Here is a 24416-nt window from a genome sequence, read left to right as displayed (position 1 = left end):
CTCGGCAACGCAGGCGCGGAGGTCCTTGCGCTCGCCCGGCGTCTTTTCCCCGGACGCGTGAGCGAGTTCGCGGAGATAGATCTCGCGCTGGCTGCAGTGGAAACACCGTTCGTGGGCTACATCGGTGCGAACGTGACACTCCACGACAATCGAACGGCGCGAGTACTCTCAACGATCCTTGAGGAACCTGCAGCCAAATCGGCATCCTGCGTCATCGTCTCTGCGGAAAGGCGGGGAAGGGATGGCATGCGGCGATCGCGGATCAGGGAACGCTTGCTGGAGTTTCGGGATCTGACCACCCTCCAAGTCGGCTCTATTCTGGCGTTCGAACTATCCGGCGTCCTTGCCGCCGCGCGATTTCTGGCTAGCGCGAACCTCGGTTGCGGCGGGTTGGCTCCAGCGAGCGGGACCGATGCGATCGGACGAGGGCATGCATGTCTGCACGTCCCTGGTCACGGCCGGTTACTTGGCCGAGCGGGGCGAAGGATCGCCGCTGCTCCGGCCCCTATGGCGCAAAATGCCATGCGCCTGGAGTCACTCCTTTGAGGATCGCGGTTCTCATTCCGTCGGAGGAATACAAGACCTACGCCGGCGCGCGCATACGCTACGGGAGGCTGAAATCGCCCCTGGAGCGAATGGGCATTACGCTTGCTCTTGAAGATGTCGCCGCTTTCTCGGTTGACCAAACTGACTTCGATGTAATCCTCATAAGCAAGTGCCACGACGCTCGGGCCCTCGTCGCAGCGGCCGCCGCCGGAAGGAAAGGATTGTTGGTCGGGTCGATCTGTTCGACGATTATTTCAGTCAGTCTTCGGACAGCCGGCTTGTGCGTTATCGGAACTGGCTCGGCCAGCTCTTGCCCCTCTGCCAATTCGCAATTTGCTCGACCCCGCGATGGCGCGAATCGTGCACGGCTACACGAGCGACTTGCCTGCTCACGTTGTGAATGACCCCGCGGCCCCGGCCGAATTCGATGATCTCCCGAGGTTGCTCCATTCCAAGCTTGCGCGGGCACGGACCGAGAAGACCGTTCAACTGATGTGGTTCGGAGTAGGCGACAACCCTCACTTCAAAGTCGGCCTGAATGATCTGGCAGCATTCGGTGGAGTGCTTCGAACTCTGGCCAATGCTGAGAAGAATATCGAATTGACCGTGCTTACAAACGAACGCGCGCTTGATGCCGATGGATTGGCGCTTCTTGGGCGGCTTCCGGTCAGGTCGAAGATAGACCAGTGGACTGAATCCAACGAGAGGGATCTGCTCCTCGAAGCCTTCGCATGCTTCCTGCCAGTGAACGCGCAAGCATTCAGCGCCGCAAAATCTCAGAATCGCGCAGTGACCGCCTTGACGGCAGGGTGCCAGGTCATCTCGTCGGGATACCCTCTGTACGAGCCGCTCTCAGAGTTCATTTACCGGGATATTTCGGCGTTTCAGGCCGATCTGGACCACGGAACCATGAGGCACGCGCCGGGAAAACTGGAAGCATTCACCGCGGCAATGCAGGCAACTGCTTCTGCGGCAACAGAAGCCGCTTCATTCGCTAATTTCCTCAGATCTATACCGGCGTCCGAAGGGAACGCGCCCTCCTCAGGCGCGCTCATCCTCGTTCATGGGCAAGCTACGAATGGTGCCGCCCACAAGGCGGTTCATGCTTTGAAGGGCTTTTCCGTGGCCAGTCCCTATTGCCCAGCACAATTTGGATTCGATGTCATCTTTCGCGGTGCTCCGGGCGAACTCGTAATGTTGATTGCCGACAAGGCTGCAAAATCGTTGATTCCCGAATTTCGGGATCGACTAGGGAGGAAATCCGTTTCTCGGAGAAGAAGTACTGGCGGGTATCGGGGGCAATGGACTGTCCGGTCGGGAACTGCTTCCTGGTGAAAGCTGGCACGATGCCCCGCTGACTTTCCAATTGGCTACATATCGACCTGCGATGCGGCAAATTCGCGAGCTAATGGCAGAAGCGTTTGGGCCCAGCCAAGTGATCCTGTCCGAGAACTCTCCACTGCCCTTCTCGGCGTGACGACACCACTATGCCAAGCAATCGAACCGCAGTCTTTCTCGTAAATCTCGTCCAGGATGTGAACATCCTGCGGCCGCTCATATACATGGCCTCGCGCAGCTTCAGCCTGGATGTCTTGATCCTCGTTTCCACGAAGTTCACCGGCCGTGACATCTTCGGGATCTGGCAAAGGGAGTTGGCGCAAACCCAGTCCGAAACGAGTGCGCGCGTTGAGTATTTCAACTCCGACTGGGAGGCCTACCGGCATTTGAGCGGTGAGGGGCTCATTTTCGCAGCAAGTGAATCGTACCTCCACAACCATGTGACGACGCATTCCGTCTTTCGTTACGCCCCCCCATCGTATCTTAAGGTAACATTGCAGCACGGTTTCGAATGTGTCGGCTTCCGTCATAGTGCTGATCACGTTCGGGCTCACGGTGCGACGGCCTCTTTCGGCGCAGATATCGTCTGTGCTTGGCAACCGTCAGAACACCTCGTCTCCATGTCGGCTTCTCAGCGGAGCAAGCTGCTGGTGACAGGTCCGACCTCAGTGCTTCAGTTGCATTCAGCCGAAGTCGCGCGCGATCCAAGGCGCATGGGGATCGTCTGCGAAAACCTCCACTCGGTGCGCCTGAACGGTGCCGGCGACTTCAAGGGGAGTTCGTCGACGCATTCGCCGAATTTTGCAGTGCGCTCGAAGAGGAAGGTCGTGAAGTCGCTTTGCGTCCGCATCCCGGTGGCCAATACGTTCTCAAGAACAAGGTCCCGCTGCCGCGAAATGCACGCATCGAGAATGCCCCGATGTACCGGGTGAATCTTCGTCAATTCGGCTACGGAATTTCGGCTCCATCGTCCGTACTGATCGATATGCTTCTTGCGGAAATCCCGACCGCCGTCTGGAGAGATCAGGGCGGTGGCATGGACGCTGGGAATTACGACGGTCTGTCCGCTGTCTCGACTCCTGCGGAGTGGGCCGAGTTTAGCAAGGCGGCGATTGAGGACCCTGAGCCCTTCGTCGAACTTCAGCAACGCTTCCTCGATCGGCAGGAAATGCCTCTTGATCCGCAAGACGTCTTTCAGCGCTATGCAAAATTATTCGAGACAGCCCGCCGGGTTGAGATCAGGCCCACGGCTTTTCTTCCAGAGCGCGAACGGGTTCTGTTCGTTGCCAACGGCAATGTTCCGACCCTTCAGCTGAGCTTTACGAAGCCGCTTGCTCCCATGGTCGCGCGGGCGAGCTTGCAAGCAAGCTGGTGACAGAGCAGGAGCTTGGTCAGCTCCGCACGGATACCGATGCTCGGTCGCCGGAGATCGCCGACCTTCTCGATAGCTACAATCCTTCAATAATCATCTTCTGCCGCTACAGCGGTCCTGGATATGAGACCATCGTCGATTGGGCGCGAAAGAATGACTTGCCAATCGTCTATCACGTCGATGACGACCTCTTGGCAATTCCGCCCAACATTGGGCAACGGAAGTTCGAACATCACAACGCCCCGAACGGATCGCCTCCGTCCGTTACCTCCTGACCGCTGCCAACCTGGTCTATGCATCAACTGAGAAATTGAAGCACAGGTTTCTTGAATATTTCCCGGACCTGCAAGTGGTGTCGGGCAGGATCTATTGCTCGGGATCTGTCCTGCGCACGCCGGCTCGTGGAAGTGCCCGAAAGGTCGGCTACATGGCTAGTGCAGACCACGCCCATAACCTCGAGATGATCTTGCCGGCGATCGAGCAACTCCTCGACCACAACCCGCTAGTGGAGTTCGAGCTATTTGGCTCAATCCCCGTTCCGCTGTCGCTCGAGCGATTTGGCAGCCGCGTTGTCACGGCACCGCCGGTGGCAAATTATTCGAAATTCCTCGAAGAATTTGCGGCACGTCATTGGGATGTCGGAATTTGTCCGCTTGTCCCGATCGACTTCAATCTGATGAAGGCGAACACGAAATGGGTCGAGTACACCGCGAGCGGGGCTGCGGTCGTGGCGAGCCGCGGAACGGTCTATGACGAGTGCTGCGCGGATGGCTGCGGAATTCTGGCGGCCACTACCGACGAATGGTTCGCGGCACTGGACCGACTGGTCAATGACGAAAACGAGCGCCTGGGAATGGTCCAGCGGGCCCAGAACCGGCTTGAGCAAGAGTACAGCGTTGGGCGCTTGCGCGAACAGGTGCTCGGGGTCATGAGGCTCGCCAAGGAGGCAATTGGGCCTCAAGCTCTTGAGCTCAAAGAGGAAAACGAAGTTTGTCAGACAGCGTAGTTCTTAAGGATGGCATCACGTTCGCCAATGATCGGCCGTTCGTCCTGATTGGAGGGATGAACGTCATCGAAAGCGAAGATCTGGTGATGGAAGTGGCGAGCAAGTTCGTCGAAATCACGGGCGACCTGGGGATTCCATATGTCTTCAAGGCCTCGTTCGATAAGGCCAACCGCTCGTCGATCGAATCCTTCCGGGGGCCCGGACTTGAGAAAGGTCTGTCTGTTCTCGCGGAGGTGAAACGCCGCTTCGACGTCCCTGTGCTAACGGACGTGCACGAACCTCATCAGGCGGCCGCAGCCGCCGAAGTGGCTGACATCCTTCAGCTGCCGGCGTTTCTGGCCGACAGACCGACCTCGTCGTTGCCATTGCCCGCACAGGCGCGGTCATCAACGTGAAGAAACCGCAATTTCTGGCTCCGCAGGAGATGAAGCACATCATCAACAAGTGCCGGGAAGCGGGGAACGACCGGGTCGTCCTTTGCGAACGGGGTACTAGCTTTGGCTACAACAACCTCGTGGTCGACATGCTCGGCATGGACGACATGAAGCCGCTGGCTCCGGTTGTTTTCGATGCTACGCATGCGCTGCAACGCCCGGGGGCGATCCGACAGCGCGGGCGGAAGGCGCGCCCAAGCAACGGAGTTGGCCCGTGCGGGCATGGCGCTTGGAATCGCCGGCCTTTTCGTCGAAGCGCATCCGGATCCCGATAGGGCGCTTTGCGACGGCCCTTGCGCCTTGCCGCTTACTGCGCTCTCTGACTATTTGGGGCAGATGCTGGCGGTCGATCGGCTGGTAAAGTCATTCCCGACGCTGGTCACTCAATGAAAGCGCGTCGAGCGGAGTCTTCGTTGAGAAAGCCTAGAATTCTCCTGTTCGGCGATAGCCACAGCTACGCCGTTCAACGCGCCATCGAGAAGCGCGAAGGGAAGGGGAAGCCTGCGCCTCTCAAGGCCCACCGCCTGTCGAAGATCAAGAACGGCAAGATGCAAGGGGATACCAGCCTCGAAGAGTTCATCGAGATTGTGCGCCCACTCCGACAGCATGACATCGTGATCTCGATGATCGGGGGTAACCAACACGCCGTGTTCAGCACGATCCAGCACGCCAACCCCTTCGATTTTCTTGAGCCTGGTAAGGAGGCGAAGCTTCAGGACGGCGCGGAACTGATCCCATACCGGATGCTGGAGACTGCATTCGAGAAGGGCATCCGCAACGGAGATGGAAAGTCGATTGAAGCCTTGCGGAAGGCGACTTCGGCTCGCATGATCCATGTCCTTCCGCCCCTCCGAAGTCCGACAACGAATTCATCCAGCAATTTCACGAATCCTTCTTTGCGAAAGAGGGGATCGCGAACCAGGGTGTTTCCTCACCCGCGCTGCGCTTGAAATTCTGGACTCTGCAGACGCGAGTTCTCGAGATGCTTTGCGATGATCTTGGCGTCGAATTGATGATGCCACCCGCAAAGGCCGTTGACCGGCGGGGATTCCTCGCTCGCGATTTCTACGCCAACGACGCGACCCACGCCAACCACTTCTATGGAGAGCTTCTGCTGCGCGAGATTGAGACTCGATTCACCGAAGACAAGACGCGAGGCGAGGCATGAGTCAGCATCCTTATAAGGCACTGCATGACAAGGCGTTCTGGAAACGCACAGTCGCAGGCCCCGCACCCGAAGATGTCGACCCGGTCGGAGTCTTCGAGCTTCGGATCACTGCAGAGACCAAGGTGGCAACCGCCGGAAGTTGTTTCGCGCAGCACATCGCGAGGCACCTCAGGAATTCCGGCTACAATTATTACGTCGCAGAAGCGGGTCATCCGATCCTGCCGGCCTCGGTCAGGGATCGAAACAATTATGGTCTCTTCTCTGCCCGGTACGGCAACATCTACACTGCACGTCAGCTTCTCCAGCTATTTTGGAGAGCGTTTGATCGCTTTTCGCCGGTGGAAGGCCAATGGAAAGAGTCGGAGGACGTCTTCCTGGACCCGTTCAGGCCGACGACGCAGCCCGGCGGATACGTGTCCGCAGAAGAGCTGGCCGCCGATCGGCGGCAACATCTGACCGCAGTTCGAAGGATGTTCGAGACCCTCGACGTCTTCGTGTTCACTCTTGGGCTCACAGAATGCTGGCGCTCCAAGGAAGATGGCGCCGTTTTTCCTCTATGCCCGGAGTTGAGGGCGGCACTTTCGATCCGGGACGTTACGAATTCTACAATCAGCCGGTTGAGGATGTGATCGCGGATCTGACCGCGTTTCGTCAGGCACTTTCCGAAGTGAACCCGGAAGCGGAAATCGTTTTCACTGTTTCACCCGTTCCGCTCGTGGCAACGGCTCAGCCGGACGAGAACGTCCTGTCTGCGACGACATATTCGAAGTCGGTCTTGCGCGTGGCGGCCGAAACAGTCCGTCGGCGCTTCGCCAACGTTCACTATTTCCCCTCGTACGAAATCATTACTGGGGCGTTCAATCGCGGCACCTACTTTGCCCCTGATCTACGGAACGTCGTCGAGGACGGCGTGTCTCACGTAATGAGGCTGTTCATGCAGCATGCTACCGACGCCTCATCGGTGCCGCCAGCCTCAGCGATCCCGCGGGGAGCGAACGACGATGAGCATCTCGAAGTTGCTACCCGCATTGTCGAAGTTGAATGCGACGAGGTTGCGCTCGACAAGCGCTGAGAAAAGAGAATGCAGACGATCCTGATTACTGGGGCGCCGGCTTCATCGGCCGCCATCTCTCGAGGGCAGCACTCGCCGCGAACTGCAAGGTCGTTGTCTTCGATAACCTGTCACCGCAGATTCACGGGAAGACCCTTCGTTCGAAGCCCCTGCCGGCGCCATCTTCATTCGTGGCGACATAACCGCGCGGACAGAACTCGAAGCCGCTCTTGATGGAATCGATACGGTGGTCCACCTCGCAGCGGAGACCGGCACCGGCCAGTCGATGTACGAGATTGATCGATATTACCGAGTCAATGTTCAGGGCACTGCTCTGCTGTTCGACATCCTTGCCAACCGGCCGCACTCCGTCGCGAACGTCGTGCTGGCATCAAGCCGTTCGGTATATGGTGAGGGCGCCTATCTTTGTCGGACGTGCGCTCCCGAAGGAGTCCGGCGCTTTCCACCGACGCGCGGACCAGAGCAACTGAAGGCGCACCGATGGACGGCGCCCTGTCCGGTTTGCGGCGGTCGACTTGAACCGACAGCAACCCGAGAAGACGACGCATTGGCGCCGGCATCGATCTATGCCGCGACGAAGTTGGCGCAGGAGGACCTGGTTCGCGTCGCCTGCACGGCCCTCGGGATCGGCCATTCGATTCTGAGATTCCAGAATGTGTTCGGAGAGGGTCAGTCGCTTTCGAACCCCTACACCGGAATCCTCTCCATCTTCTCCACGCGGATCCGTCTCGGCTTGCCCTTGCCGATTTTCGAGGATGGCGAGGAATCCCGCGATTTCGTCCACGTTGAGGATGTGGTTGCGGCAGTTTTGCGCTGCGCCGAGCGGCCGCTCCAGGACGGCGTGACGCTCAACGTCGGACGCGGCGAAGCCGCCTCGATCATGCACGTTGCCCAGCTTCTCTGCCGTATTATGGGCTCGAACACAGAACCACACGTCACCGGCGAATATCGGTTGGGGATATTCGGCATAATTTCGCGAATATCGAGCAATTGGAGAACATTACTGGGTTGCGGCCGGCGATCTCGCTCGAAGAGGGGATGAGACGGTTTTGCAACTGGGTCGATACTCAGCCGATCCCGGCCGACCTGCTTGAAAAGGCCAATGCGGAACTGCGAGCCCGGAAGCTAATGGCATGACGAACCGCATCATGCGTGCTCTCGGCTTTTCGCGTCCTCCTCGGCACGTCGCCGATGAAAAGCGGCCCGATGAGAACTGCATCCGGACCAAGTGGCTTGAATTGGAATATGCCGACGTTCCGCACCAGGGCCGGGTAATGCGGTTCGCCACGACGGGTTCATCAAGCAAGAAGAGGCTGAGATCCCTTTTCTCGAAAGAGCCGATCACGCTGGCCTGGATCGATACGTTCGAAGACGGCCAGACACTTTACGATATTGGCGCCAATGTCGGAATGTACACTGTCTACGCGGCCGTCATGCGGAACGCGAAGGTCTATGCGTTCGAGCCCGAGGCGCTCAACTATGCCGAGCTCAACAAGAACATCTACCTGAACGACCTCCAGGAACGTGTCCTTGCCTACTGCCTCGCGCTAAGCGACGTCGACAAGGTCGATAGGCTCCTGCTGAGCGACTTCGGTCTCGGCATCTCCTATCACGACTTCCAGGAGAACAGCTGGACCGAGGACAAGGAGTTTTCGGCGGACTGGAAAGTGAGCAAGGACAGCCGCAGGCAGCAGGGCTGTGTCGGACAGAAGCTTGATACATTGGTGGCGGGAGGCCTTTCGCCACCTGACCACATCAAGATCGACGTTGACGGGCTCGAGCATCGCGTAGTCAATGGAATGCTCCGAACGCTGGATCATTCCTCCCTCAAGACTGTGCTTATCGAGATCAATTTCGATAACCCCAAAAACCTCGAAATTGTTGACCAGCTAACCAGGCTCGGCTGGCGCTATTCGTGGGAGCAGTTGCGCACTCACCGGCACGTCAAGCTCAGTGTCGAGAAGATCAAGCAATACCAACAGCGTGGCGTCGGCGGTCTGAACTACATTTTCTTCAGAGACGATTTCTACGCCGACTATTTCATGGAGCTGTTCGAGCGCTACACGCCCGGCCAACCACTCGAATCCCAAGTCGCGATGAGTCATTGCCGGGGCAAATGACTGCGATGCAGTGGCCGGACGTGGTTGAACTACGTGATGTAGCGATGACGCCTTTGGCCGCAGGCAATAGCAAGACGCGTATGGCGATGGCGGCAGATCCCCTTCGGCACTGCTTGGTCATCATCGCTATGGACGGACTGAAAGCGTCGTCAAAATACAACCGCTCGTACGCGCCGAAACCGACTTTCAGATCGTCGACGAGCCGATAATCTATGGCGGATTATTGTTTCGCCACTTCGGGCACGCGATCTCCGAAAGCATCCATCGGCTTTGGCCGCGCTTCGCGGTACCCGAGCTGGCGGGCGCAAAGTTCGCGTTCTTCCCGATCAACCACACCAAAGTCATGCCTTACGTAATCGAGGCACTGAACCTTCACGGGATTTCGGGGCGGCAGGTTCTTCGGGTGGAGCAACCGACGTTGTTTCGCCGGCTTTTCGTCGGACCTCAGGCGAGACAGATGGCCGGTCCAACAATCATTCCAGGCTACCAGCAGATGCTCGACGGGTCGCTTGACCGTCGGGCCGGTCCTGCCGGGGCGGCCGACGCATCTACGTATCGAGAATGCACCATCACCATACCGGGTCATTCTATGGGGAAAGTTTCATCGAGGCCGCGCTGGAGGAGGAAGGCTTCGAAATCATCTACCCGGAGCGTTTTTCTCTCACCGAATTGATAAAGATCCTTCGTTCCAGCAGCATTGCCGTGTTCGCGGAGGGAAGCGCCATCCATGCGCTGGAACTGTGTGGATCGGCCGTGCCGGCGGTTTTCGTAATTGGGCGGCGGTCGGACTCGATCTCCCGTTTCACGCCTTTGCTCTCGAACATTTGCCGGAAGTGGACCGTGTCGGATCGACTGTTGTTGAACGCGGGAATGTCAACCGATCGGAAGAAGCACTCAGGCCTGATCGATCTGGTAGCCGTGTTCGAGGATCTTCAAAGCTTCGCCGAATTGACCACACCAGGGAACATCCGCGCGTCAGCACTTGCGGCGATCCGGACGGATCTCGAGAGGCACATCGGGGATCCCAGGAACGACACGAATGCCGATGATCGCGCTGGAAGTCTCAGGCGCGTCGTCGAAACAGCAATTTCGACCTTATCGCACTGATGCCGTCAGATCAGCGGCGTGCCGCCTCGATCCTTTTCAGGATCTGGCTCAGCGGGGCGCATTGGAAGCTGTCCTTCTCAAGAAAGATATCCTTGTATGCCTTCTCTCCGACCTGCGTGAGGGTGCGATCCGGAACGCTCCTGCGTGGCTCTCTCCACATCACGAGCTGCCCGTGATTGTTGTTGACCGTGCAATAACTGAACTGCTGACAGAAGGTCTCTACGAAGAAGACTAGTCGATAGACGTCTCCCATCCAGGCGCCGGTGGTATCGCCCGAAGCCTGGCGGATGAGTCTGGTTTCACGGCGGTTGGGAAGCGAAGCGACATACGAGCAGGGGAAAACATCATCGATGATGATGACGCCGCAATCCTTGAGGAAGGAAGTTGCGTTTACGAGATCGCGGATTGTCTGCTCAGCGGTATGGAGCCCATCGAGGTAGATGACATCGAAGGCCGTATCGCGCGACGCGATATTGCCGAAGTAGTCGTCGCTGGTTGTCTCGTGAAAGCTGGTTCCCGGAACTTCCTGCCTGACCGCTTCGAAGTCGAACAGGAATTTGGGATCGACCGCAACCTTCGTTCCCGCCTTGAGCGCGTTGAAGGTCATGCCCTTGTTCACCCCAATCTCAAGGTAATCGGGGCGTCGAACAGGTCGAGGATCGCCTGAACAATGCGGTTACGTGAGATCGGGTCGTGCGGCGTGAGGCTTGGAAAGACGTCGCTCGCGGGCTCAACAGGAACTTCGGCCGGCGCCAGATTCACGTTCAATCTCCTTGGTTTAGGCTCCAAATCCCTTAGCCAATCATAGTGGAACTGCAACGGTTCAAATCGTCATCGTTCAGACAATTTACCACCTTCTATTGAAGAGGGCCTCGGCGTTTCCTATCGCCCGGTCCAACGCCAAAATCCCTTGGAGAATCAATCTGTGAGCCTGTGGCAAGATTTCCTAATCAATGACGACAAGGTCATTCACAAATGGGCACACTATTTTCCCATTTATGAGCGCCATTTCTCGCCGTGGCGCGATCGGTCGCTCGTTTTCTGGGAAGTCGGGGTCTACGGTGGCGGATCCCTACAGATGTGGCAGCGCTATTTCGGTCCGAATGCCCTCATCGTCGGCCTCGACATCAACAGTGACTGTCTGGCGCACGAAGCGCCCGGGATAAAGGTGCGCATCGGCAACCAGGCCGACCCCGTATTCCTCGCTTCGGTCATCGACGAATTCGGCGCGCCGGATGTCGTACTGGACGACGCCAGCCACCACATGAAGCCGACCTGGGACATGTTTGAGTTCCTTTACCCCAAGGTCCCGAAGAACGGCGTTTACATGGTGGAAGACATGCACACGAGCTACTGGCCGCACTGGGGCGGCGGGCTCCACGTCGAGGACTCGTTCATCAACAAGTGCAAAGGCCTGATCGACGAACTGAACGCCGATCACACCAAAGGCGAACTGGAATCCACCGAGTTCACCCGAACGACGGGAAGCATCTCATTCTACGACAGTATTGTCGTGTTCGAGAAAGCTAATGTCTGGTGGAAGGATCACTTCCGGACCGGAGCCGACACTCGCAAGTGAGGTTAACCGGCGCGTGATGCGAGGCTTTGCGATCCCTGCATTTCCAGGTGGACGCGTTCGACCGATGCATTGAAGCGGTTTTCGGGGTCGGCCATCGATGCGGCCCTGACGAACCACATGTAGACCATGGCTCGCTCGCCATAGACGATTTGGTGCGAAAGCAGCCGGGACTCTCCGAGCCATACCTCGCCGGGATCGAAAGCGATCCGGTGGCGTGGCTGATTGTCCATCCACGTGGCCTGCGTCCCGCCAAAGACCTTTCCGGTGACATAATCGATCAGCAGGTTGGGGTCCTTGCCGGCAAAACGGCCGAGATTGTGCTCAAGATAGAACTTGCGCACCCAGTCAGGAAACCTGTGGCTGAGGTTCCAGATACGGGGCCGACTATCGAGGTTCGCGAATATCCTGGCTTGATGAAAATCGTCGTCGATCGAGTGATTGTCCCAGTGTAGATTTTCGAAAAGGGTCCGCGTCAAGCGAAGGCTCGGAATCAGTCGGAAGGGTTCATACGACGGGAAGCATGTCTCGAATGTGCGTAGGGCTTGGTCATGGGCCGACTTCAAAGCGGCAGAGACGCGATCGAACGTTCGTGGCTCTCCGCGGCACAAGCAGTCGAAAATGGCTTGACGGAAGGAGTCGGCGAAGGTCAGCTTTTTCCACGATTTCCGCGGTGGTTCGCCTTCGAAGAAACTGGTGGAGACCAGCTTCTTCAGCCGCCTGCGCATCTCCAGATCGCTGACGGCGTCGGTCGATGTCTCAAGTTGCGAAAGTGCATCGAAATCGAAATCGAGCCGGTAATCCTTGAGTATCACCAGACGACCCTCTTCAAAAAGGTCAGCGATGCCTCCGCGAGACCGCACCTCGTCCAGCGTGATTTCGACGATGTAGTCTTCGACTTCGGGGTGACGCTCGATGACGGCCATGTTCTTAACCGGGTTGCCCGTAGCTATTGCATCGCGGCAACCATTTGCTCCTTCGTCGCGAAGCCCTCGCCAAGCGAAGCCTTGTAGCGGAAATAGACTTCCTCAAAGTCCTTATGCTCTTCGACGGTGCCGTCGCGGAAGAGCAGGAAGCGATCGCAATTGCCTTTCAGATAGCGATGGCTGTGCGAAACAATCAGCATCGCCTTGTCCTTGCGCTTCTCGAACAGTTCGACACGACACCGTTCCCGGAAACGCTCATCTCCGACAGCCATGACTTCATCGATGAGATAGCAATCGAAATCGATTGTCATCGAGATGGCGAATGCCAGACGAGCCCGCATACCGGATGAGTAGGTCGCGACCGGTTCGTTGAGGTAGATGCCGAGATCCGAGAATTCTCGCACGAATTGGAAGCGAGGCTCGAAATCCACGCCGTAGATGCGACATACGAACCGGACGTTGTCCGCTCCGGTTAGAGTGCCATGGAAGCCGCCCGTAAAAGCAAGCGGCCACGACACAGACATGTTGCGCTCGATCGTGCCCAGCGTGGGTGGCTCCGCGCCACTGATCAGACGGATCAGGGTGGACTTGCCAGCGCCGTTCCTGCCGAGAATCCCGACCCTTTCGCCCGGATTGATCGTCAGGTCGATGTTGGAAAGGACCCGACGCCAGCCTGCCTTCGTCGGATAGTCCTTTGAAACGTTGGTCAGCTTAATCATTCTTCGCTCGTGTCGAGTTGCGCCTGACGGGCGAGACTTAGACCAGCAAAGGTAAGGACGGCATTCACGGCCGCAACGTAGCCGACATCGTAATGGGCGGTCATCAGGGAACCGAACCAGCCTTCCCGCAGGTACTCGAGAGCATTGAACATTGGCAGGTACAGCGCAATTTCCCGCGCGTTCTGTGGAAGCGCGTCGGCAATGTAGGCGACACCCGACAGTGGCATCAGGAAATAGGACATGGGTGGCCAGAGCTTAGCCACGAGATCGAACTTCTCCGAAAGGCCTCCTATGGTCAGGGCAAGTCCGGCGCCAAACCAGCCAAGCAGGACCCAGCCCGCGAGCACCTGGAGTGGATCTTCGGGAGCCGGGAGCCATTCCATCGAATAGAATACGATCCCGAGAACGACGAAACTGGTCGACGTCGCCATGAATTCAAGCAGGATACGCGCGGTGTAGATGTCGATGACCGTCACCTGCCGGTGAAACAACAACGACATGTTCGATTTGAGCGCCCCGACGCACCGCCCCGGCATGTTCCGCCACATCAACAGCGAAGAATAGCCCGTCAAAGCGAAGGCGACGATCGGGATGCTCGAACTGTGGACTGAACGGAACGCCGACCACACGATCGTGATCGCCAGTGTGAACAGCATCGGCTCTATGAACAGCCAAAGGAAGCCGATGTTGTTCCGTCCGTACCGCGTTAGCAGTTCGCGCAGGAGCAAGGCTCCAACGACGCGCCGGTTCACCGTCCACGAGCTGTCTCTTAGGAGGGCGCCGGTAGATACGTTGGACTTGTTACTGGGCATGCTCTTTGACGCCAGCGAGAAGCATTCGAAGAATGCCGAAAGCAACCAGACCTAATACGAGGGTAGTCAGGATGCCCCTCAAGCGGCGCGGTTCAATGGGATCGTCAGGCAGGTTCGGCTGCACGATTCGTTCCACATAGGCCTGTTTCCGCTGAGCTTCGTTTCGAGCTTCTTCAAGCGATCCGAGGGAGGCGGCAAGTTGCTTGGCCGCGAACTGATCTTCCAGGGTTAGCCGCTGAAATTCCACGGTGGTGGCGGCGAGCGATCGCCGATTGCCGGCAACCTTTCCCAGTTCCCTGTCGATTTCAGCTTGGATCGTGCCAATTTGCGTGCCGACCACGGGGATTCGAGGGTTGTCCGGTGTATATTGCTGAAGCTGGGCTAGTTCAGTTTTGGCGGCGATTAGGTTGTCTTGAAGTTTTGAGACCATCTGCATCTGGACCGACGCCTGCTTCTCAGGATCGACGATACCCGAACGATTTCGATAAGCAGCCAGGGCAACCGCGGCAGCCTGGGCTTTGGCTTTCGCGCTGTCGACCTCGGTCTGGGCATAGCGGATGAGGTCCTGGCGTCCGCGTTGGTTGAGCCGGTTGACGGTTGCTTCCGACATCTCCAGCAATTCCTGATTGAACCGGTGCGCGTCCTCGGCCGTATAGGCCCGAACGGTCAAAGTGCTGATCGAGGTTGCGGAATCGTTCTGGAGTCTGATCTTCTTCTGAAAATACTTGTAAAGATCTTCGAAGGAGCCCGAGAAGCCGAGCGGGTCGAAGCGATCCGCGAGTGAAATCTGCGGACGCGAATAAGCGAGCTTGAACGCACCGTTCCGATTGATCGCGCGAAGCGCATCGCGCGATGTTGCGTACGACTGGGCAGCATAGAGCTCATCGCCTGCATTGGCGAAACCGGCACTCTTCAAGATCACACCGATTCCCGACGCTGCCGGCTTGTCCGGGCTTCGAACGACGAATTTCGATTCCGACACGTAAACGTCCGACGCCACGAGACCGTAATAGACGACGGCAACGATTGTCGGAATGACAACCGTTGCGAAGAAGAGCCAATTGCTGATCCTAAGCTTCTTGGATGCCGAGGCTAGCACTTGCTTCAGCCCAGCTCGTCTTCCGCCGGTACCTTCATCTTGACGTCCAAATGATTGAAATTCCTGAAACATCGCTGCGCCTTCTGGCTCTCTTGAGCGTAGCGCAGCCTTTCGATACGCCACCCTTAACACCCGTTGAATGCCATGTCTCTATAGGCGGCAGGGTCTTGGACTGTACATAACCAAATGCGGAAACTGCGGAGCCATTCACCATTGAGCAATGCGGCTAACCCTTTTAGAGAGCGCCACATTCTGCATTTTGGAGGGTTGATGGAGTATCTCCATCCGCGCGGCATTGCTGGCGGTCGTTCAGGGTTCGTTGTTGCCAGTGCGTTGCTTTTGGCCTTGGGCGCCTGCACGTCGCTAGGCTCTGCAGGGCCGAGCGCCAGTTCGATCAAGGGCGCGAACGGCGACCAGGTTGGCGCTGCCGATATCAAGGTCGTCGACGTAACGGACAATGTCGCTCGTCAGGTTTTAGCAAGTTCGAGGTCCACGCTCTTTTCCGAAGCCCTCGGGGATGTGCCACCGGCGGGAACGATCGTCGGCCCCGGCGACGTCCTCGAGGTCACGGTGTGGGAAGCTCCCCGGCAGTGCTATTCGGAAGCAGCGCGAATTTCGGTTCGGAAAGCAGTTCTTCAGTGTTGGCCGCAGCAACAGGTGTTGGCCAGCGGACACCGATGCCAGAGATGATGGTCGACCGAGACGGGATGATCCATTTTCCGTTTGCTGGCGCAATCAGAGCTTCCGGGCGGACTCCGCACGACATCGAGCGTGAAATCGAAAACCGCCTTGCGCGGAAGGCTCACGACCCTCAGGTCGCGGTCCGCCTGGTGACTAACGCTAGCGCAAACGTAACCGTCGTTGGCGAAGTAGCGAAAAATGCTCGGGTGCCGCTGACTCCGCGAGGCGAACGTCTCCTCGATATTGTAGCCAGTGCGGGTGGCGTGAAGCAGCCGGTTGGCAAGATGACCATTCGAATCACGCGCGGCGATCGGGTCGTCTCGCTTCCTCTCGAGACGATCATTCACGACCCTGCGCAAAATGTGCGGCTGCAGTCTGACGACGTGGTTACAGCGCTTTACCAGCCCTTCAGTTTTACTTCCTTGGGCGCGACAGGAAAAAGCTCCGAAGTTGAGTTTGAAGCGACGGGCATCACGCTTTCTCAGGCGCTCGGGAGGGCCGGCGGCCTTAGGGATGACCGCGCCGACATCCGCGGTGTATTCATCTTCAGACTGGAAGATCCTGCCGCGCTAGATCCCGGTGTTGCCGCAACGGCGCGACGGACTCCCGACGGGCTCATTCCCGTGATTTACCGCGTTAATCTCAGTGATCCCAAGAGCTTCTTCGTCGCTCAAACATTCCCGATCAGGAATAAGGATGTTCTTTACGTCAGCACTGCTCCACTCAGTGACTTTCAGAGATTCGTGAGCATTGTCTCGTCGCTGGCATTCACCGCGTTGGGTCTTGGCCAGGCTATCCCTTGAGAAAGCGCCCTGTCGAGCAGGCTCCGATACTGCTCGATGTCACCCGGATGGTTTGGCGCACTTGGCGAGGGAGGCATCCGACCGGAATCGACCGTGTCTGTCTGGCCTACGTTGATCATTTCAAGGGCCGATCACTCGCCGTTCTTCAGTGGAAGGGTCGACACCGTGTACTGTCTGCCATCTGGTCAAGAAGGTTGTTTGAACTTCTTCTTTCCGGGCGATCGGTCGGGAAAGGAGCACTCTTTCGTACGCTCGCTGCAGCCATGCTCGTTGGTCAGCGCCCCCTCCGAAACGGGGTCTGCGATATCTTAATGTCGGCCATACCGGACTGAATGACCGAGCGATTGCGGGCTGGCTAAAGCGCAACGACATTCGCGCATTCTACTTTATCCACGACCTCATCCCGATTGCGCATCCGGAACTCTGCAGACCCGGAGAGGGGGAGAAGCATCGTGAGCGGATGATCAACGCCCTCGAAAGCGCGACCGGAATTATCGGCAATTCGCAAATTACCATCGACGAACTTGCGGAATTCGCCGCGCTTCGATCGATTCCGATGCCCGCGAATGTCGTTGCCTGGATTTGCGGATATGGCTCCGGTCGGCCGGTGGCAGGCAAGGTGCTCGACCGACCCTACTTCGTTACGGTCGGAACGATCGAGGCACGCAAGGATCATCTTAAGCTCCTTCGCGTCTGGCAGCGACTCGTGAGGACGATGGGCCAAGAGGCGCCCATCCTCGTCATCGTTGGTCAACCCGGATGGGAGGCTGACGAAGCTATTGCGATCCTTGGGAATCTTGGGGATCTCAAGGCCAAGGTCCTGCACTTCGAGGACTGCGGCGATGAGGAGCTTGCGGCATGGATCGCAGGGGCCTGCGCCCTTTTGATGCCGTCGGTCGCTGAGGGCTTCGGGCTACCGATTGTTGAGGCGCTGAACTACGGCACACCGACCATCGCCTCGGAACTTCCAGTATATCGCGAAGTCGTCAACGATATCCCAACTTACCTTCCGCCGGGTGACGAGGTCGCATGGGAATTGACCATTTCGTCATTCGCGGAAGGCGGCCCCGAACGCGAGCGCCAGTTACGTCGGCTAGCGGATTACCGATCGCCATCCTGGGAAAGCCACTTTGCAATCGTGGACGGCTGGCTTGCAGGCTTTTGAGGCCGGTCGGCAATCTCTCTAGAATGTTCAGAACAATGGTTGAAACGAGAGATTGGAACGCTATTCCGGGCTCGCTCGGATCCAATTGAGATCATTCAAGGACAGTTGATGGAATTTCGTACCTTCGACATCGAGGGACCACTGGAAGTCGTCCCGCGCAAGATCGAAGACGACCGGGGCTACTTTTCGGAAATCTTCCGGTTGGGGTCCTTTGTCGAATGTGTCGGTCCCGTCGAATTCGTCCAGGACAACCAATCCCTGAGCGTGCGGCGAGGCACCCTTCGAGGCATCCATTTCCAGTCACATCCGATGGCTCAGGGAAAGCTCGTCCGCTGCCTCGCCGGGTCGGTTCTCGATGTCGCCGTCGACCTGCGAGGTGACTCTCCGACTTACGGACGCTGGGTCTCGACGACCCTCACGCCAGAGGAGAACAACCAGCTCTGGATCCCCGTTGGCTTCGGGCATGCCTTCTGCACGCTCCAGCCGAATTCTGTGATCGGGTATCGCGTAACCAATTATTACAGCCCCGAGAACGATAAGGGCGTGGCGTGGGACGATCCCGAGATCGCCGTTGAGTGGCCCGATCTGGTTGACCCGTCGACATTGTCGGCGAAGGACCAAACGCAGCCACGCCTGGCGGATCTGCCGGAGTACTTTTCGATGGAAGGCAAGTGATGCGCGTAATCGTGACCGGGGGTGCGGGCTTTATCGGCTCCGCTCTTGTTCGACATCTGGTCCTGGAGAGGGGTTATGACGTCCTGAACGTCGATGCCCTGACTTATGCCGGCAATCGAGCATCGCTGAATTCGGTCGAGGACAAGCCCAACTACCGCTTCCTGCAGGCGAACATTTGCGATCGCGGCGCCATGGAGAAAGCGTTCCAGGATTTTCGCCCGAATCGCATCATGCACCTTGCGGCCGAAAGCCACGTCGACCGCTCGATTACCGGCGCTGCGGATTTCATCGAAACGAATGTCATCGGAACCTTCACCTTGCTGGAGGTGGCGCGCGGCTATTGGTCGAAGCTTCCGGACGCGGAAAAAGATGCCTTCCGCTTTCTTCATGTATCCACTGACGAAGTTTACGGTTCGCTTGGCGAGGACGGGCTGTTCAGGGAAGACACGCCCTACGACCCCAGCTCTCCCTATTCGGCGTCCAAGGCGTCCTCTGATCATCTCGCGAAGGCGTGGCAGCGGACCTACGGCTTGCCGATCGTAGTATCGAATTGCTCGAACAATTACGGGCCCTTTCACTTTCCAGAGAAGCTCATTCCACTGACGATCCTCAATGCGCTCGCGGGTGAGCGCCTGCCGGTTTACGGGAAGGGCAATAATGTCCGTGACTGGCTCTACGTCGAGGACCACGCACGGGCGCTCGATACGATCGCGGAACGAGGGCGGATCGGCGAGACCTACAACGTCGGCGGTCGCAACGAGCGTCGGAACATCGAAGTGGTCCGGCGGATTTGCGAAGTCCTCGATCGGCTCGCCCGGCGAACCGCCCACGTGAGGAATTGATCGAATTCGTGACGGATCGGCCCGGCCATGATGCGCGCTACGCCATTGACGCGACCAAGCTGGAGGACGAACTCGGCTGGCGGGCTCAAGAGGATTTCGATAGCGGGATCGAGAAAACCGTGGCTTGGTATCTCGACAACGAATGGTGGTGGCAGCCGCTTCGGGAACGCTATGCGGGTCAGCGGCTCGGCCTGCTGAAGGCTGCGAGAGCCTGAGGGGCAAGTCGTGCGCATCGTAGTAACTGGCGGGCCTGAGGGCCAGGTCCTCGAGTCCTTGCTGGAATTCGGGCCAAAGGCGGGACACGAGATCGTGGCGCTTGGTCAGCCCCAACTGGACTTGTCCAGTGATCCGAACTCGATCGTGGCGGCGGTCAGGGCGTCCCGGCCGGATGCCATCGTCTCCGCCGCCGCCTACACGGCGGTCGATAAGGCCGAGAGTGAGAGAGATCTCGCCTTCGCGATCAATGCCGAGGGCCCTCGCGCGATTGCTATGGCGGCGCGGGACCTCAGTGTCCCTCTGGTCCAGATTTCCACGGATTATGTCTTCGACGGCTCCAAGAATGAGCCGTACGTCGAGCAGGATCCTACGGGCCCGGCCAGCGTCTATGGCGCGTCGAAACGCGCCGGCGAGGAGGCAGTCCTCGCGACGCATGACAATTCGGCGATCCTGCGAACCGCGTGGGTTTACAGCCCGTTCAGTGCCAATTTCGTGAAGACGATGCTGCGCCTGGCAGGCGATCGCGACGAGGTTGGAGTGGTCGCCGATCAGCGCGGAAATCCAACCAGCGCGCTCGACATCGCGGAGGCAATCGTTTCTGTCCTGGAAAACCTCCAAGCATCGAATGACCCGGAGCTGAGAGGCGTGTTTCACATGACCGCGTCCGGCGAAGGAAGCTGGGCCGATTTCGCGGATGCGATCTTCCAATCGTCGGGTTCACGGGGCGGGCCGACCGCTGTCGTACGGAGGATCGAAACTCGTGATTATCCGACCCCGGCCAAGCGCCCCGCGAACTCGCGATTGGACAGCTCCAAGCTTGCGCGGCTGCATGGTGTACGACTGCCCGATTGGCGGCAGTCCACCGACGAGGTCGTCGAGCGTCTTCTCAAGTCTCTAAAGGTTACAGCGTAATGAAGGGCATCATCCTGGCCGGCGGCAGTGGTACGCGCCTTTTCCCAATGACCCTTGCGGTCTCGAAGCAGCTGATGCCGGTCTACGACAAGCCGCTTATTTATTATCCGCTGACCACCTTGATGCTCGCGGGGATCCGCGAGGTTCTGGTCATCACAACTCCGCACGATTCGGCCGCGTTCCGACATTTGCTGGGAGATGGTTCGCAGTGGGGCATGCAGATTTCCTACGCCGTGCAGCCGGAGCCCAAAGGCTTGGCGCAGGCGTTCACGATCGGCGCCGACTTCGTGGCAGGAGGTCCTTCTTGCCTCGTCCTCGGCGACAACATCTTCTTCGGCCATGGTTTTTCGGACACGCTGCAGGAAGCCCGCAGCAGAATGGATGGTGCAACCGTCTTTGCTTATCAGGTTGCCGATCCGGAACGTTATGGCGTGGTCGAGTTCGATGACGCGATGCGGGCACTCAGCATCGAGGAGAAGCCGTCACAGCCGAAGTCACATTGGGCGGTGACCGGCCTCTATTTCTACGACGAGAAGATCGTCGATATCGCTGCTGACATTCAGCCTTCGGCGCGTGGCGAGCTCGAGATCACCGACGTGAACCGCGTTTACCTCGAACGTGGGGAGCTCTCCGTGGAGGTGATGGGCAGGGGCTATGCCTGGCTGGACACCGGAACACCGGACAGTCTTCTCGAGGCCGCAGAATTCGTGGCTACGCTGGAGCGCCGGCAGGGCATGAAGATCGCATGTCCGGAAGAGATCGCATGGCGGACCGGTTTTATTGACGATGAAGGGCTGAACCGGGCCATCACCCGTCTCGGCAAGGGCGAATATGCAGCCTATTTACGAGGCTTGACGCGTTAAGGACGGAATATGCGAGCGAGCACACTCGCACGGTTGTCCGTCCAACGAAAAGCGGCTGTAATTAACCATTGCTATGAACATCGGTGAGTCCGAGCCTTTTCTGCGGGTGCCGCCTTTCCCGGCGCCAATGTTGCGTCAATTCGCGGACCGGGTTCGGTCGCTGGTGACCGAAGGGTCCCTTCAGTTGAAACGGCGCTTGGCGAGATCGCCAAGCTTCGAGTGGGCGGTGAGTACTGGGCGAAACAGCCCGAGCTCCCTTGCGAGCCATTCACCCTTGTCAGAACTCTCATGCCGGTTGAGGCATTCCCGACGCTGGAGGCTGCGGAGCCAGTCTTGTTCTGGACCGATCAGCCTTCGGCAAACGTGCCCTCGGTTGGCAAGGAGGTCGGCCGCCTATGGGGCGCCTGCGATCCTTGGTACGTGCTGGACAATGCCCGGCGGATCATCGTGGACGGAGACGACGAGCTCGTCCTGATCGCCGCAATAAACGGCATTCCCGTAGCCTGTGTCGCCCCCGGTCGCTATTCTTCAGTCACGTCTCGTGAAGCGGCTGCTGCGTATCTCTCCGATCAGACCTACGTGAATCCGTACTCCGGCGCGCCAATGAACGTGATGGAGGCCGCAGCTCTCTGTGGTTTTTGGCGCAAGCTGATCGACAGCAACCGCGAGATTACGTCAGCGTTCGGATTTGCCTTCTGGAAGCAGCCGACCGTCGCACCCTTGCTGTGGGCTGGGGAGGACCCGGTTCCCTTCAAGACCGCGCTTTCGAGCGCAGACTCGGACGGCGAGATCGCTGTCTGGAAGTCGCGGACGCCGACTGACGTCCTCGCGAGAATCGAGCGGGAGGCGGACGCCGTCCTGGAGGTTGAGGACGGGTTCATTCGCTCCGTCGGCCTCGGCTCCGACTGCGTTCCTCCGCTGTCGATCGTTGTCGATCGTCTCGGTGTTCATTTCGATCCCGCCAAGCCGAGTGAACTGGAGAATCTACTCCAGAATGGAGCTTTTGATTCCGGGACGCTGCAACGGGCGCGCGATCTTCGAGAGCTGATCGTTGAAGTCGGTGTCAGCAAATATGGCTCCGGCTCGGCCAAGCTGGAGGCTCGGGAACCAAACAGACATTACGTGCTTGTTCCCGGTCAGGTCGAAGATGATCGCGCTGTCTTGTGCGGTGCGCAGGCTGTCGCGGGCAATCTCGACCTGCTCAGGCGGGTACGGGAGCAGCGCCCGGATGCGTGCATCATTTACAAGCCACATCCCGACGTGGAGGCCGGACATCGGATCGGAGCGGTTGAAGATCGCGAGGCTCTCGCTCTGGCGGACGAAATCGTCCGAGATCAGCCGATTTCCGCGCTGATCGATTACGTGGACGAGCTTCACGTCAACACTTCGCTTGCGGGCTTCGAGGCCCTATTGCGGAAGAAGCCGGTCACCGCGCACGGGGTGCCATTCTACGCAGGTTGGGGCCTGACGACCGATCTGGGCCCGGTGCCGGCGCGGCGCAGTGCGAAACGCTCTTTGGATGAGCTCGTAGCCGCCGTCCTCCTGACTTATCCTCGCTATCTGGACCCGGTGACTGGTTTACCCTGTCCGCCGGAAATCCTCATCCGCAGGATTGCCGAGGGCGCGGCCGGGCGGCAAAGTCACGGAGTTGTTAAGTTGCGTAGGCTGCAGGGTCGCTGGAAGAAGCGGCTGGCGGGAATCAAGGCGTAGAGTAAATGGCACAGCGTTCCTTTGTTTTTCTGCAGGGGCCTCCGGGACCGTTCTTCCAATTGCTCGGCGCCGAAATGGCAAAGCAGGGCGCTGAGGTTCACCGGATCAATCTCAGCGGCGGCGATGCGCTCGATTGGCCGGAAGGCGCGGTCAATTTTCGTGGTCGTTTCTCCGAATGGCCGGTGTTCTTCGACGACTTCCTGCGTCGAAATGGGATTACCGACCTGCTGCTCTACGGCGATTGCCGGCCGTATCACCTGGCCGCGCACGGCGTTGCTGCCCTCCGAGACGTCCGCACGCATGTCCTCGAGGAGGGCTATCTTCGACCGCACTGGATGACGCTTGAGCGCGAGGGCGTAAACGCTCGTTCGCCGCTGTCCCGCGACAAGAGCTGGTTCTTCCGCGAAGCGGCTACCTTGCCACCGGAGCCCGATTTGCCGCCGGTTACCGCCAGCTTCAAGCGGCGGGCGAGGGACTCGTACTGGTATTACCATCATGTTCTGCAACGGCGCTTTTCCTTTCCGCACTACCGGTCGCACAGAAGCACTCCGATCCTGAAGGAGGGATTCGGCTGGCTTTGGAAATTCTGGCGCGAGAAGCGGGCATCGCGGCACGCGACGCAGGTGCTTGGTGAACTCGAGGGGCAACCGAAATTCCTACTCCCCTACAGCTATCAGGGGATTTCCAAATTCGAGCGCACTCGCCGTTCCCGGACATGCAGAGCGCTGCCAGCTATGTCGTCGAGAGCTTCGCGGCCAATGCGCCGGAGGACGTTCATCTCCTCTTGAAAGCCCATCCGCTCGATTGCAGCTTCTACAATTGGTCACGATTTGTCGGGGAGCACGGCCGCCGGCTCGGACTCGAAAATCGGCTGCACTTCGTTGACGGCGGTGACCTGGAGAAGATGGCACGCCAGTCGCGAGGATTGGTTTGCGTCAACAGCACGTCGGCCACGCTTGCGCTCTCTAATGACGTGCCCGTTTGCACTGTGGGCGAAGCGATCTACGACTTGCCTGGCCTGACGCATCAGGAGCATCTCGACACCTTCTGGTCTCGTCCGACCACGCCCGAGCCCGGGCTGTATGAGGCCTTCCGGCGTGTTCTGGTCGACCGCTGCCTGGTCAGGGGAGGACTAGCGAGCGAGTCCGCCGTGGATACGCTGATCCAGTCCATGGTGGAACGACTCCTTGTCGGGCGGAGCAGCCGTCTTCGGCGACTGTCACGCAGCTTCGCGCACCGCAGACCGAGGAGCAG

At 58.6% G+C, this 24416-nt stretch carries 24 protein-coding genes and 4 pseudogenes; 21 read left to right on the top strand and 7 right to left on the bottom strand.

The window, feature by feature from the left end; all coding sequences use genetic code 11:
* The first annotated feature begins 894 nt into the window (after nt 1-894).
* The 6 genes and pseudogenes from H9L15_RS12055 to kdsA all read left to right on the top strand — a co-directional run bounded on the left by H9L15_RS12055 (nt 895) and on the right by kdsA (nt 5086).
* The gene (locus H9L15_RS12055; protein WP_223276215.1) at nt 895-1881 is read left to right on the top strand and encodes a hypothetical protein; all 987 of its coding nucleotides are present in this window, start codon (nt 895-897) and stop codon (nt 1879-1881) included.
* A 200-nt stretch (nt 1882-2081) separates the two neighbouring features.
* Nucleotides 2082-2816 (top strand): hypothetical protein, encoded by a 735-nt coding sequence (locus H9L15_RS12050; protein ID WP_187714239.1) that lies wholly within the window; start codon nt 2082-2084, stop codon nt 2814-2816.
* On the top strand, nt 2804-3259 hold the full coding sequence (locus tag H9L15_RS12045; RefSeq protein WP_187714238.1) for a hypothetical protein: 456 nt from the start codon (nt 2804-2806) through the stop codon (nt 3257-3259). The genes H9L15_RS12050 and H9L15_RS12045 overlap by 13 nt, the downstream gene beginning before the upstream one ends.
* The gene (locus H9L15_RS12040; protein ID WP_187714237.1) at nt 3256-3531 is read left to right on the top strand and encodes a hypothetical protein; all 276 of its coding nucleotides are present in this window, start codon (nt 3256-3258) and stop codon (nt 3529-3531) included. The genes H9L15_RS12045 and H9L15_RS12040 overlap by 4 nt, the downstream gene beginning before the upstream one ends.
* Before the next feature lie 191 nt (nt 3532-3722).
* Nucleotides 3723-4262 (top strand): glycosyltransferase family protein, encoded by a 540-nt coding sequence (locus tag H9L15_RS12035; protein WP_262984798.1) that lies wholly within the window; start codon nt 3723-3725, stop codon nt 4260-4262.
* A pseudogene (gene kdsA, locus H9L15_RS12030) lies at nt 4247-5086 on the top strand (3-deoxy-8-phosphooctulonate synthase). The gene H9L15_RS12035 and the pseudogene kdsA overlap by 16 nt, the downstream one beginning before the upstream one ends.
* On the opposite strand, the gene H9L15_RS12025 reads toward kdsA, so the two are convergent.
* Nucleotides 5080-5532 carry a hypothetical protein gene (locus H9L15_RS12025; RefSeq protein WP_187714235.1) on the bottom strand — a complete coding sequence of 151 codons (453 nt, stop codon included), beginning with the start codon at nt 5530-5532 and terminating at the stop codon, nt 5080-5082. The pseudogene kdsA and the gene H9L15_RS12025 overlap by 7 nt on opposite strands.
* A 110-nt stretch (nt 5533-5642) precedes the next feature.
* Here H9L15_RS12025 and H9L15_RS12020 point away from each other — a divergent pair, with 110 nt between their 5' ends.
* The 5 genes and pseudogenes from H9L15_RS12020 (at nt 5643) to H9L15_RS12000 (ending at nt 10163) form a co-directional block, all read left to right on the top strand.
* Entirely contained in the window at nt 5643-5864 is a 222-nt protein-coding gene (locus H9L15_RS12020; RefSeq protein ID WP_187714234.1) for a hypothetical protein, read from the top strand.
* Nucleotides 5861-6936, top strand: a pseudogene (locus H9L15_RS20450) (GSCFA domain-containing protein). Before H9L15_RS12020 ends, H9L15_RS20450 begins: the two are co-directional and overlap by 4 nt.
* Before the next feature lie 160 nt (nt 6937-7096).
* A complete protein-coding gene (locus H9L15_RS12010; RefSeq protein WP_223276691.1) occupies nt 7097-7978 on the top strand; it encodes an NAD-dependent epimerase/dehydratase family protein in 882 nt (293 codons plus the stop codon).
* Between the two features lie 91 nt (nt 7979-8069).
* Nucleotides 8070-9056, top strand: a complete 987-nt coding sequence (locus tag H9L15_RS12005) for an FkbM family methyltransferase (RefSeq protein ID WP_187714233.1) — start codon at nt 8070-8072, stop codon at nt 9054-9056.
* Nucleotides 9057-9617: 561 nt separating this feature from the next.
* Complete coding sequence (locus H9L15_RS12000) at nt 9618-10163, top strand: glycosyltransferase 61 family protein (RefSeq protein WP_187714232.1); 546 nt, start codon at nt 9618-9620, stop codon at nt 10161-10163.
* A gap of 10 nt (nt 10164-10173) precedes the next feature.
* Here H9L15_RS12000 and H9L15_RS11995 read toward each other — a convergent pair whose 3' ends face one another.
* Nucleotides 10174-10782: a class I SAM-dependent methyltransferase gene (locus tag H9L15_RS11995; protein WP_187714231.1), complete on the bottom strand. Its 609-nt coding sequence runs from the start codon at nt 10780-10782 to the stop codon at nt 10174-10176.
* Nucleotides 10779-10925 carry a hypothetical protein gene (locus H9L15_RS11990; protein WP_187714230.1) on the bottom strand — a complete coding sequence of 49 codons (147 nt, stop codon included), beginning with the start codon at nt 10923-10925 and terminating at the stop codon, nt 10779-10781. The genes H9L15_RS11995 and H9L15_RS11990 overlap by 4 nt, the downstream gene beginning before the upstream one ends.
* 163 nt (nt 10926-11088) lie before the next feature.
* Between H9L15_RS11990 and H9L15_RS11985 the strand changes: the two genes are divergently transcribed.
* Nucleotides 11089-11742, top strand: coding sequence for a class I SAM-dependent methyltransferase (locus H9L15_RS11985; protein WP_187714229.1), 654 nt, complete (start codon nt 11089-11091; stop codon nt 11740-11742).
* A gap of 2 nt (nt 11743-11744) precedes the next feature.
* On the opposite strand, the gene H9L15_RS11980 is transcribed toward H9L15_RS11985, so the two are convergent.
* The 4 genes from H9L15_RS11980 to H9L15_RS11965 are packed head-to-tail and all read right to left on the bottom strand — an operon-like array spanning nt 11745 to nt 15118.
* Entirely contained in the window at nt 11745-12665 is a 921-nt protein-coding gene (locus H9L15_RS11980) for a hypothetical protein (protein ID WP_187714228.1), read from the bottom strand.
* 23 nt (nt 12666-12688) lie between these two features.
* Nucleotides 12689-13384 carry an ABC transporter ATP-binding protein gene (locus tag H9L15_RS11975; protein ID WP_187714227.1) on the bottom strand — a complete coding sequence of 232 codons (696 nt, stop codon included), beginning with the start codon at nt 13382-13384 and terminating at the stop codon, nt 12689-12691.
* Nucleotides 13381-14196: an ABC transporter permease gene (locus tag H9L15_RS11970; protein WP_187714226.1), complete on the bottom strand. Its 816-nt coding sequence runs from the start codon at nt 14194-14196 to the stop codon at nt 13381-13383. Before H9L15_RS11970 ends, H9L15_RS11975 begins: the two co-directional genes overlap by 4 nt.
* Nucleotides 14186-15118 carry a hypothetical protein gene (locus H9L15_RS11965; RefSeq protein ID WP_223276212.1) on the bottom strand — a complete coding sequence of 311 codons (933 nt, stop codon included), beginning with the start codon at nt 15116-15118 and terminating at the stop codon, nt 14186-14188. The genes H9L15_RS11970 and H9L15_RS11965 overlap by 11 nt, the downstream gene beginning before the upstream one ends.
* 854 nt (nt 15119-15972) lie before the next feature.
* On the opposite strand from H9L15_RS11965, the gene H9L15_RS11960 reads away from it, so the two are divergent.
* The 9 genes and pseudogenes from H9L15_RS11960 to H9L15_RS18990 all read left to right on the top strand — a co-directional run.
* Nucleotides 15973-16779: a polysaccharide biosynthesis/export family protein gene (locus tag H9L15_RS11960; RefSeq protein WP_223276211.1), complete on the top strand. Its 807-nt coding sequence runs from the start codon at nt 15973-15975 to the stop codon at nt 16777-16779.
* Between the two features lie 460 nt (nt 16780-17239).
* Entirely contained in the window at nt 17240-17944 is a 705-nt protein-coding gene (locus H9L15_RS17810) for a glycosyltransferase (protein WP_223276209.1), read from the top strand.
* A 108-nt stretch (nt 17945-18052) separates the two neighbouring features.
* Complete coding sequence (rfbC, locus tag H9L15_RS11950) at nt 18053-18619, top strand: dTDP-4-dehydrorhamnose 3,5-epimerase (protein WP_187714224.1); 567 nt, start codon at nt 18053-18055, stop codon at nt 18617-18619.
* Nucleotides 18619-19676: pseudogene (gene rfbB / locus H9L15_RS11945) on the top strand (dTDP-glucose 4,6-dehydratase). The gene rfbC and the pseudogene rfbB overlap by 1 nt, the downstream one beginning before the upstream one ends.
* A gap of 10 nt (nt 19677-19686) precedes the next feature.
* Complete coding sequence (gene rfbD / locus H9L15_RS11940) at nt 19687-20589, top strand: dTDP-4-dehydrorhamnose reductase (protein ID WP_187714223.1); 903 nt, start codon at nt 19687-19689, stop codon at nt 20587-20589.
* The gene (rfbA, locus tag H9L15_RS11935; RefSeq protein WP_187714222.1) at nt 20589-21452 is read left to right on the top strand and encodes a glucose-1-phosphate thymidylyltransferase RfbA; all 864 of its coding nucleotides are present in this window, start codon (nt 20589-20591) and stop codon (nt 21450-21452) included. Before rfbD ends, rfbA begins: the two co-directional genes overlap by 1 nt.
* Nucleotides 21453-21740: 288 nt before the next feature.
* Nucleotides 21741-23162, top strand: coding sequence for a capsular polysaccharide export protein, LipB/KpsS family (locus H9L15_RS11930; RefSeq protein ID WP_187714221.1), 1422 nt, complete (start codon nt 21741-21743; stop codon nt 23160-23162).
* Between the two features lie 5 nt (nt 23163-23167).
* The gene (locus H9L15_RS11925) at nt 23168-23950 is read left to right on the top strand and encodes a capsular polysaccharide export protein, LipB/KpsS family (protein ID WP_262984795.1); all 783 of its coding nucleotides are present in this window, start codon (nt 23168-23170) and stop codon (nt 23948-23950) included.
* A pseudogene (locus H9L15_RS18990) lies at nt 23878-24231 on the top strand (capsular polysaccharide export protein, LipB/KpsS family); the annotation flags it as partial. The gene H9L15_RS11925 and the pseudogene H9L15_RS18990, both read left to right, overlap by 73 nt.
* Nucleotides 24232-24416 lie beyond the last annotated feature (185 nt).

The sequence above is a fragment of the Sphingomonas daechungensis genome, assembly GCF_014489495.1.
Lineage (GTDB): Bacteria > Pseudomonadota > Alphaproteobacteria > Sphingomonadales > Sphingomonadaceae > Sphingomicrobium > Sphingomicrobium daechungense.
This window is presented reverse-complemented; position numbering and strand designations above follow the sequence as displayed.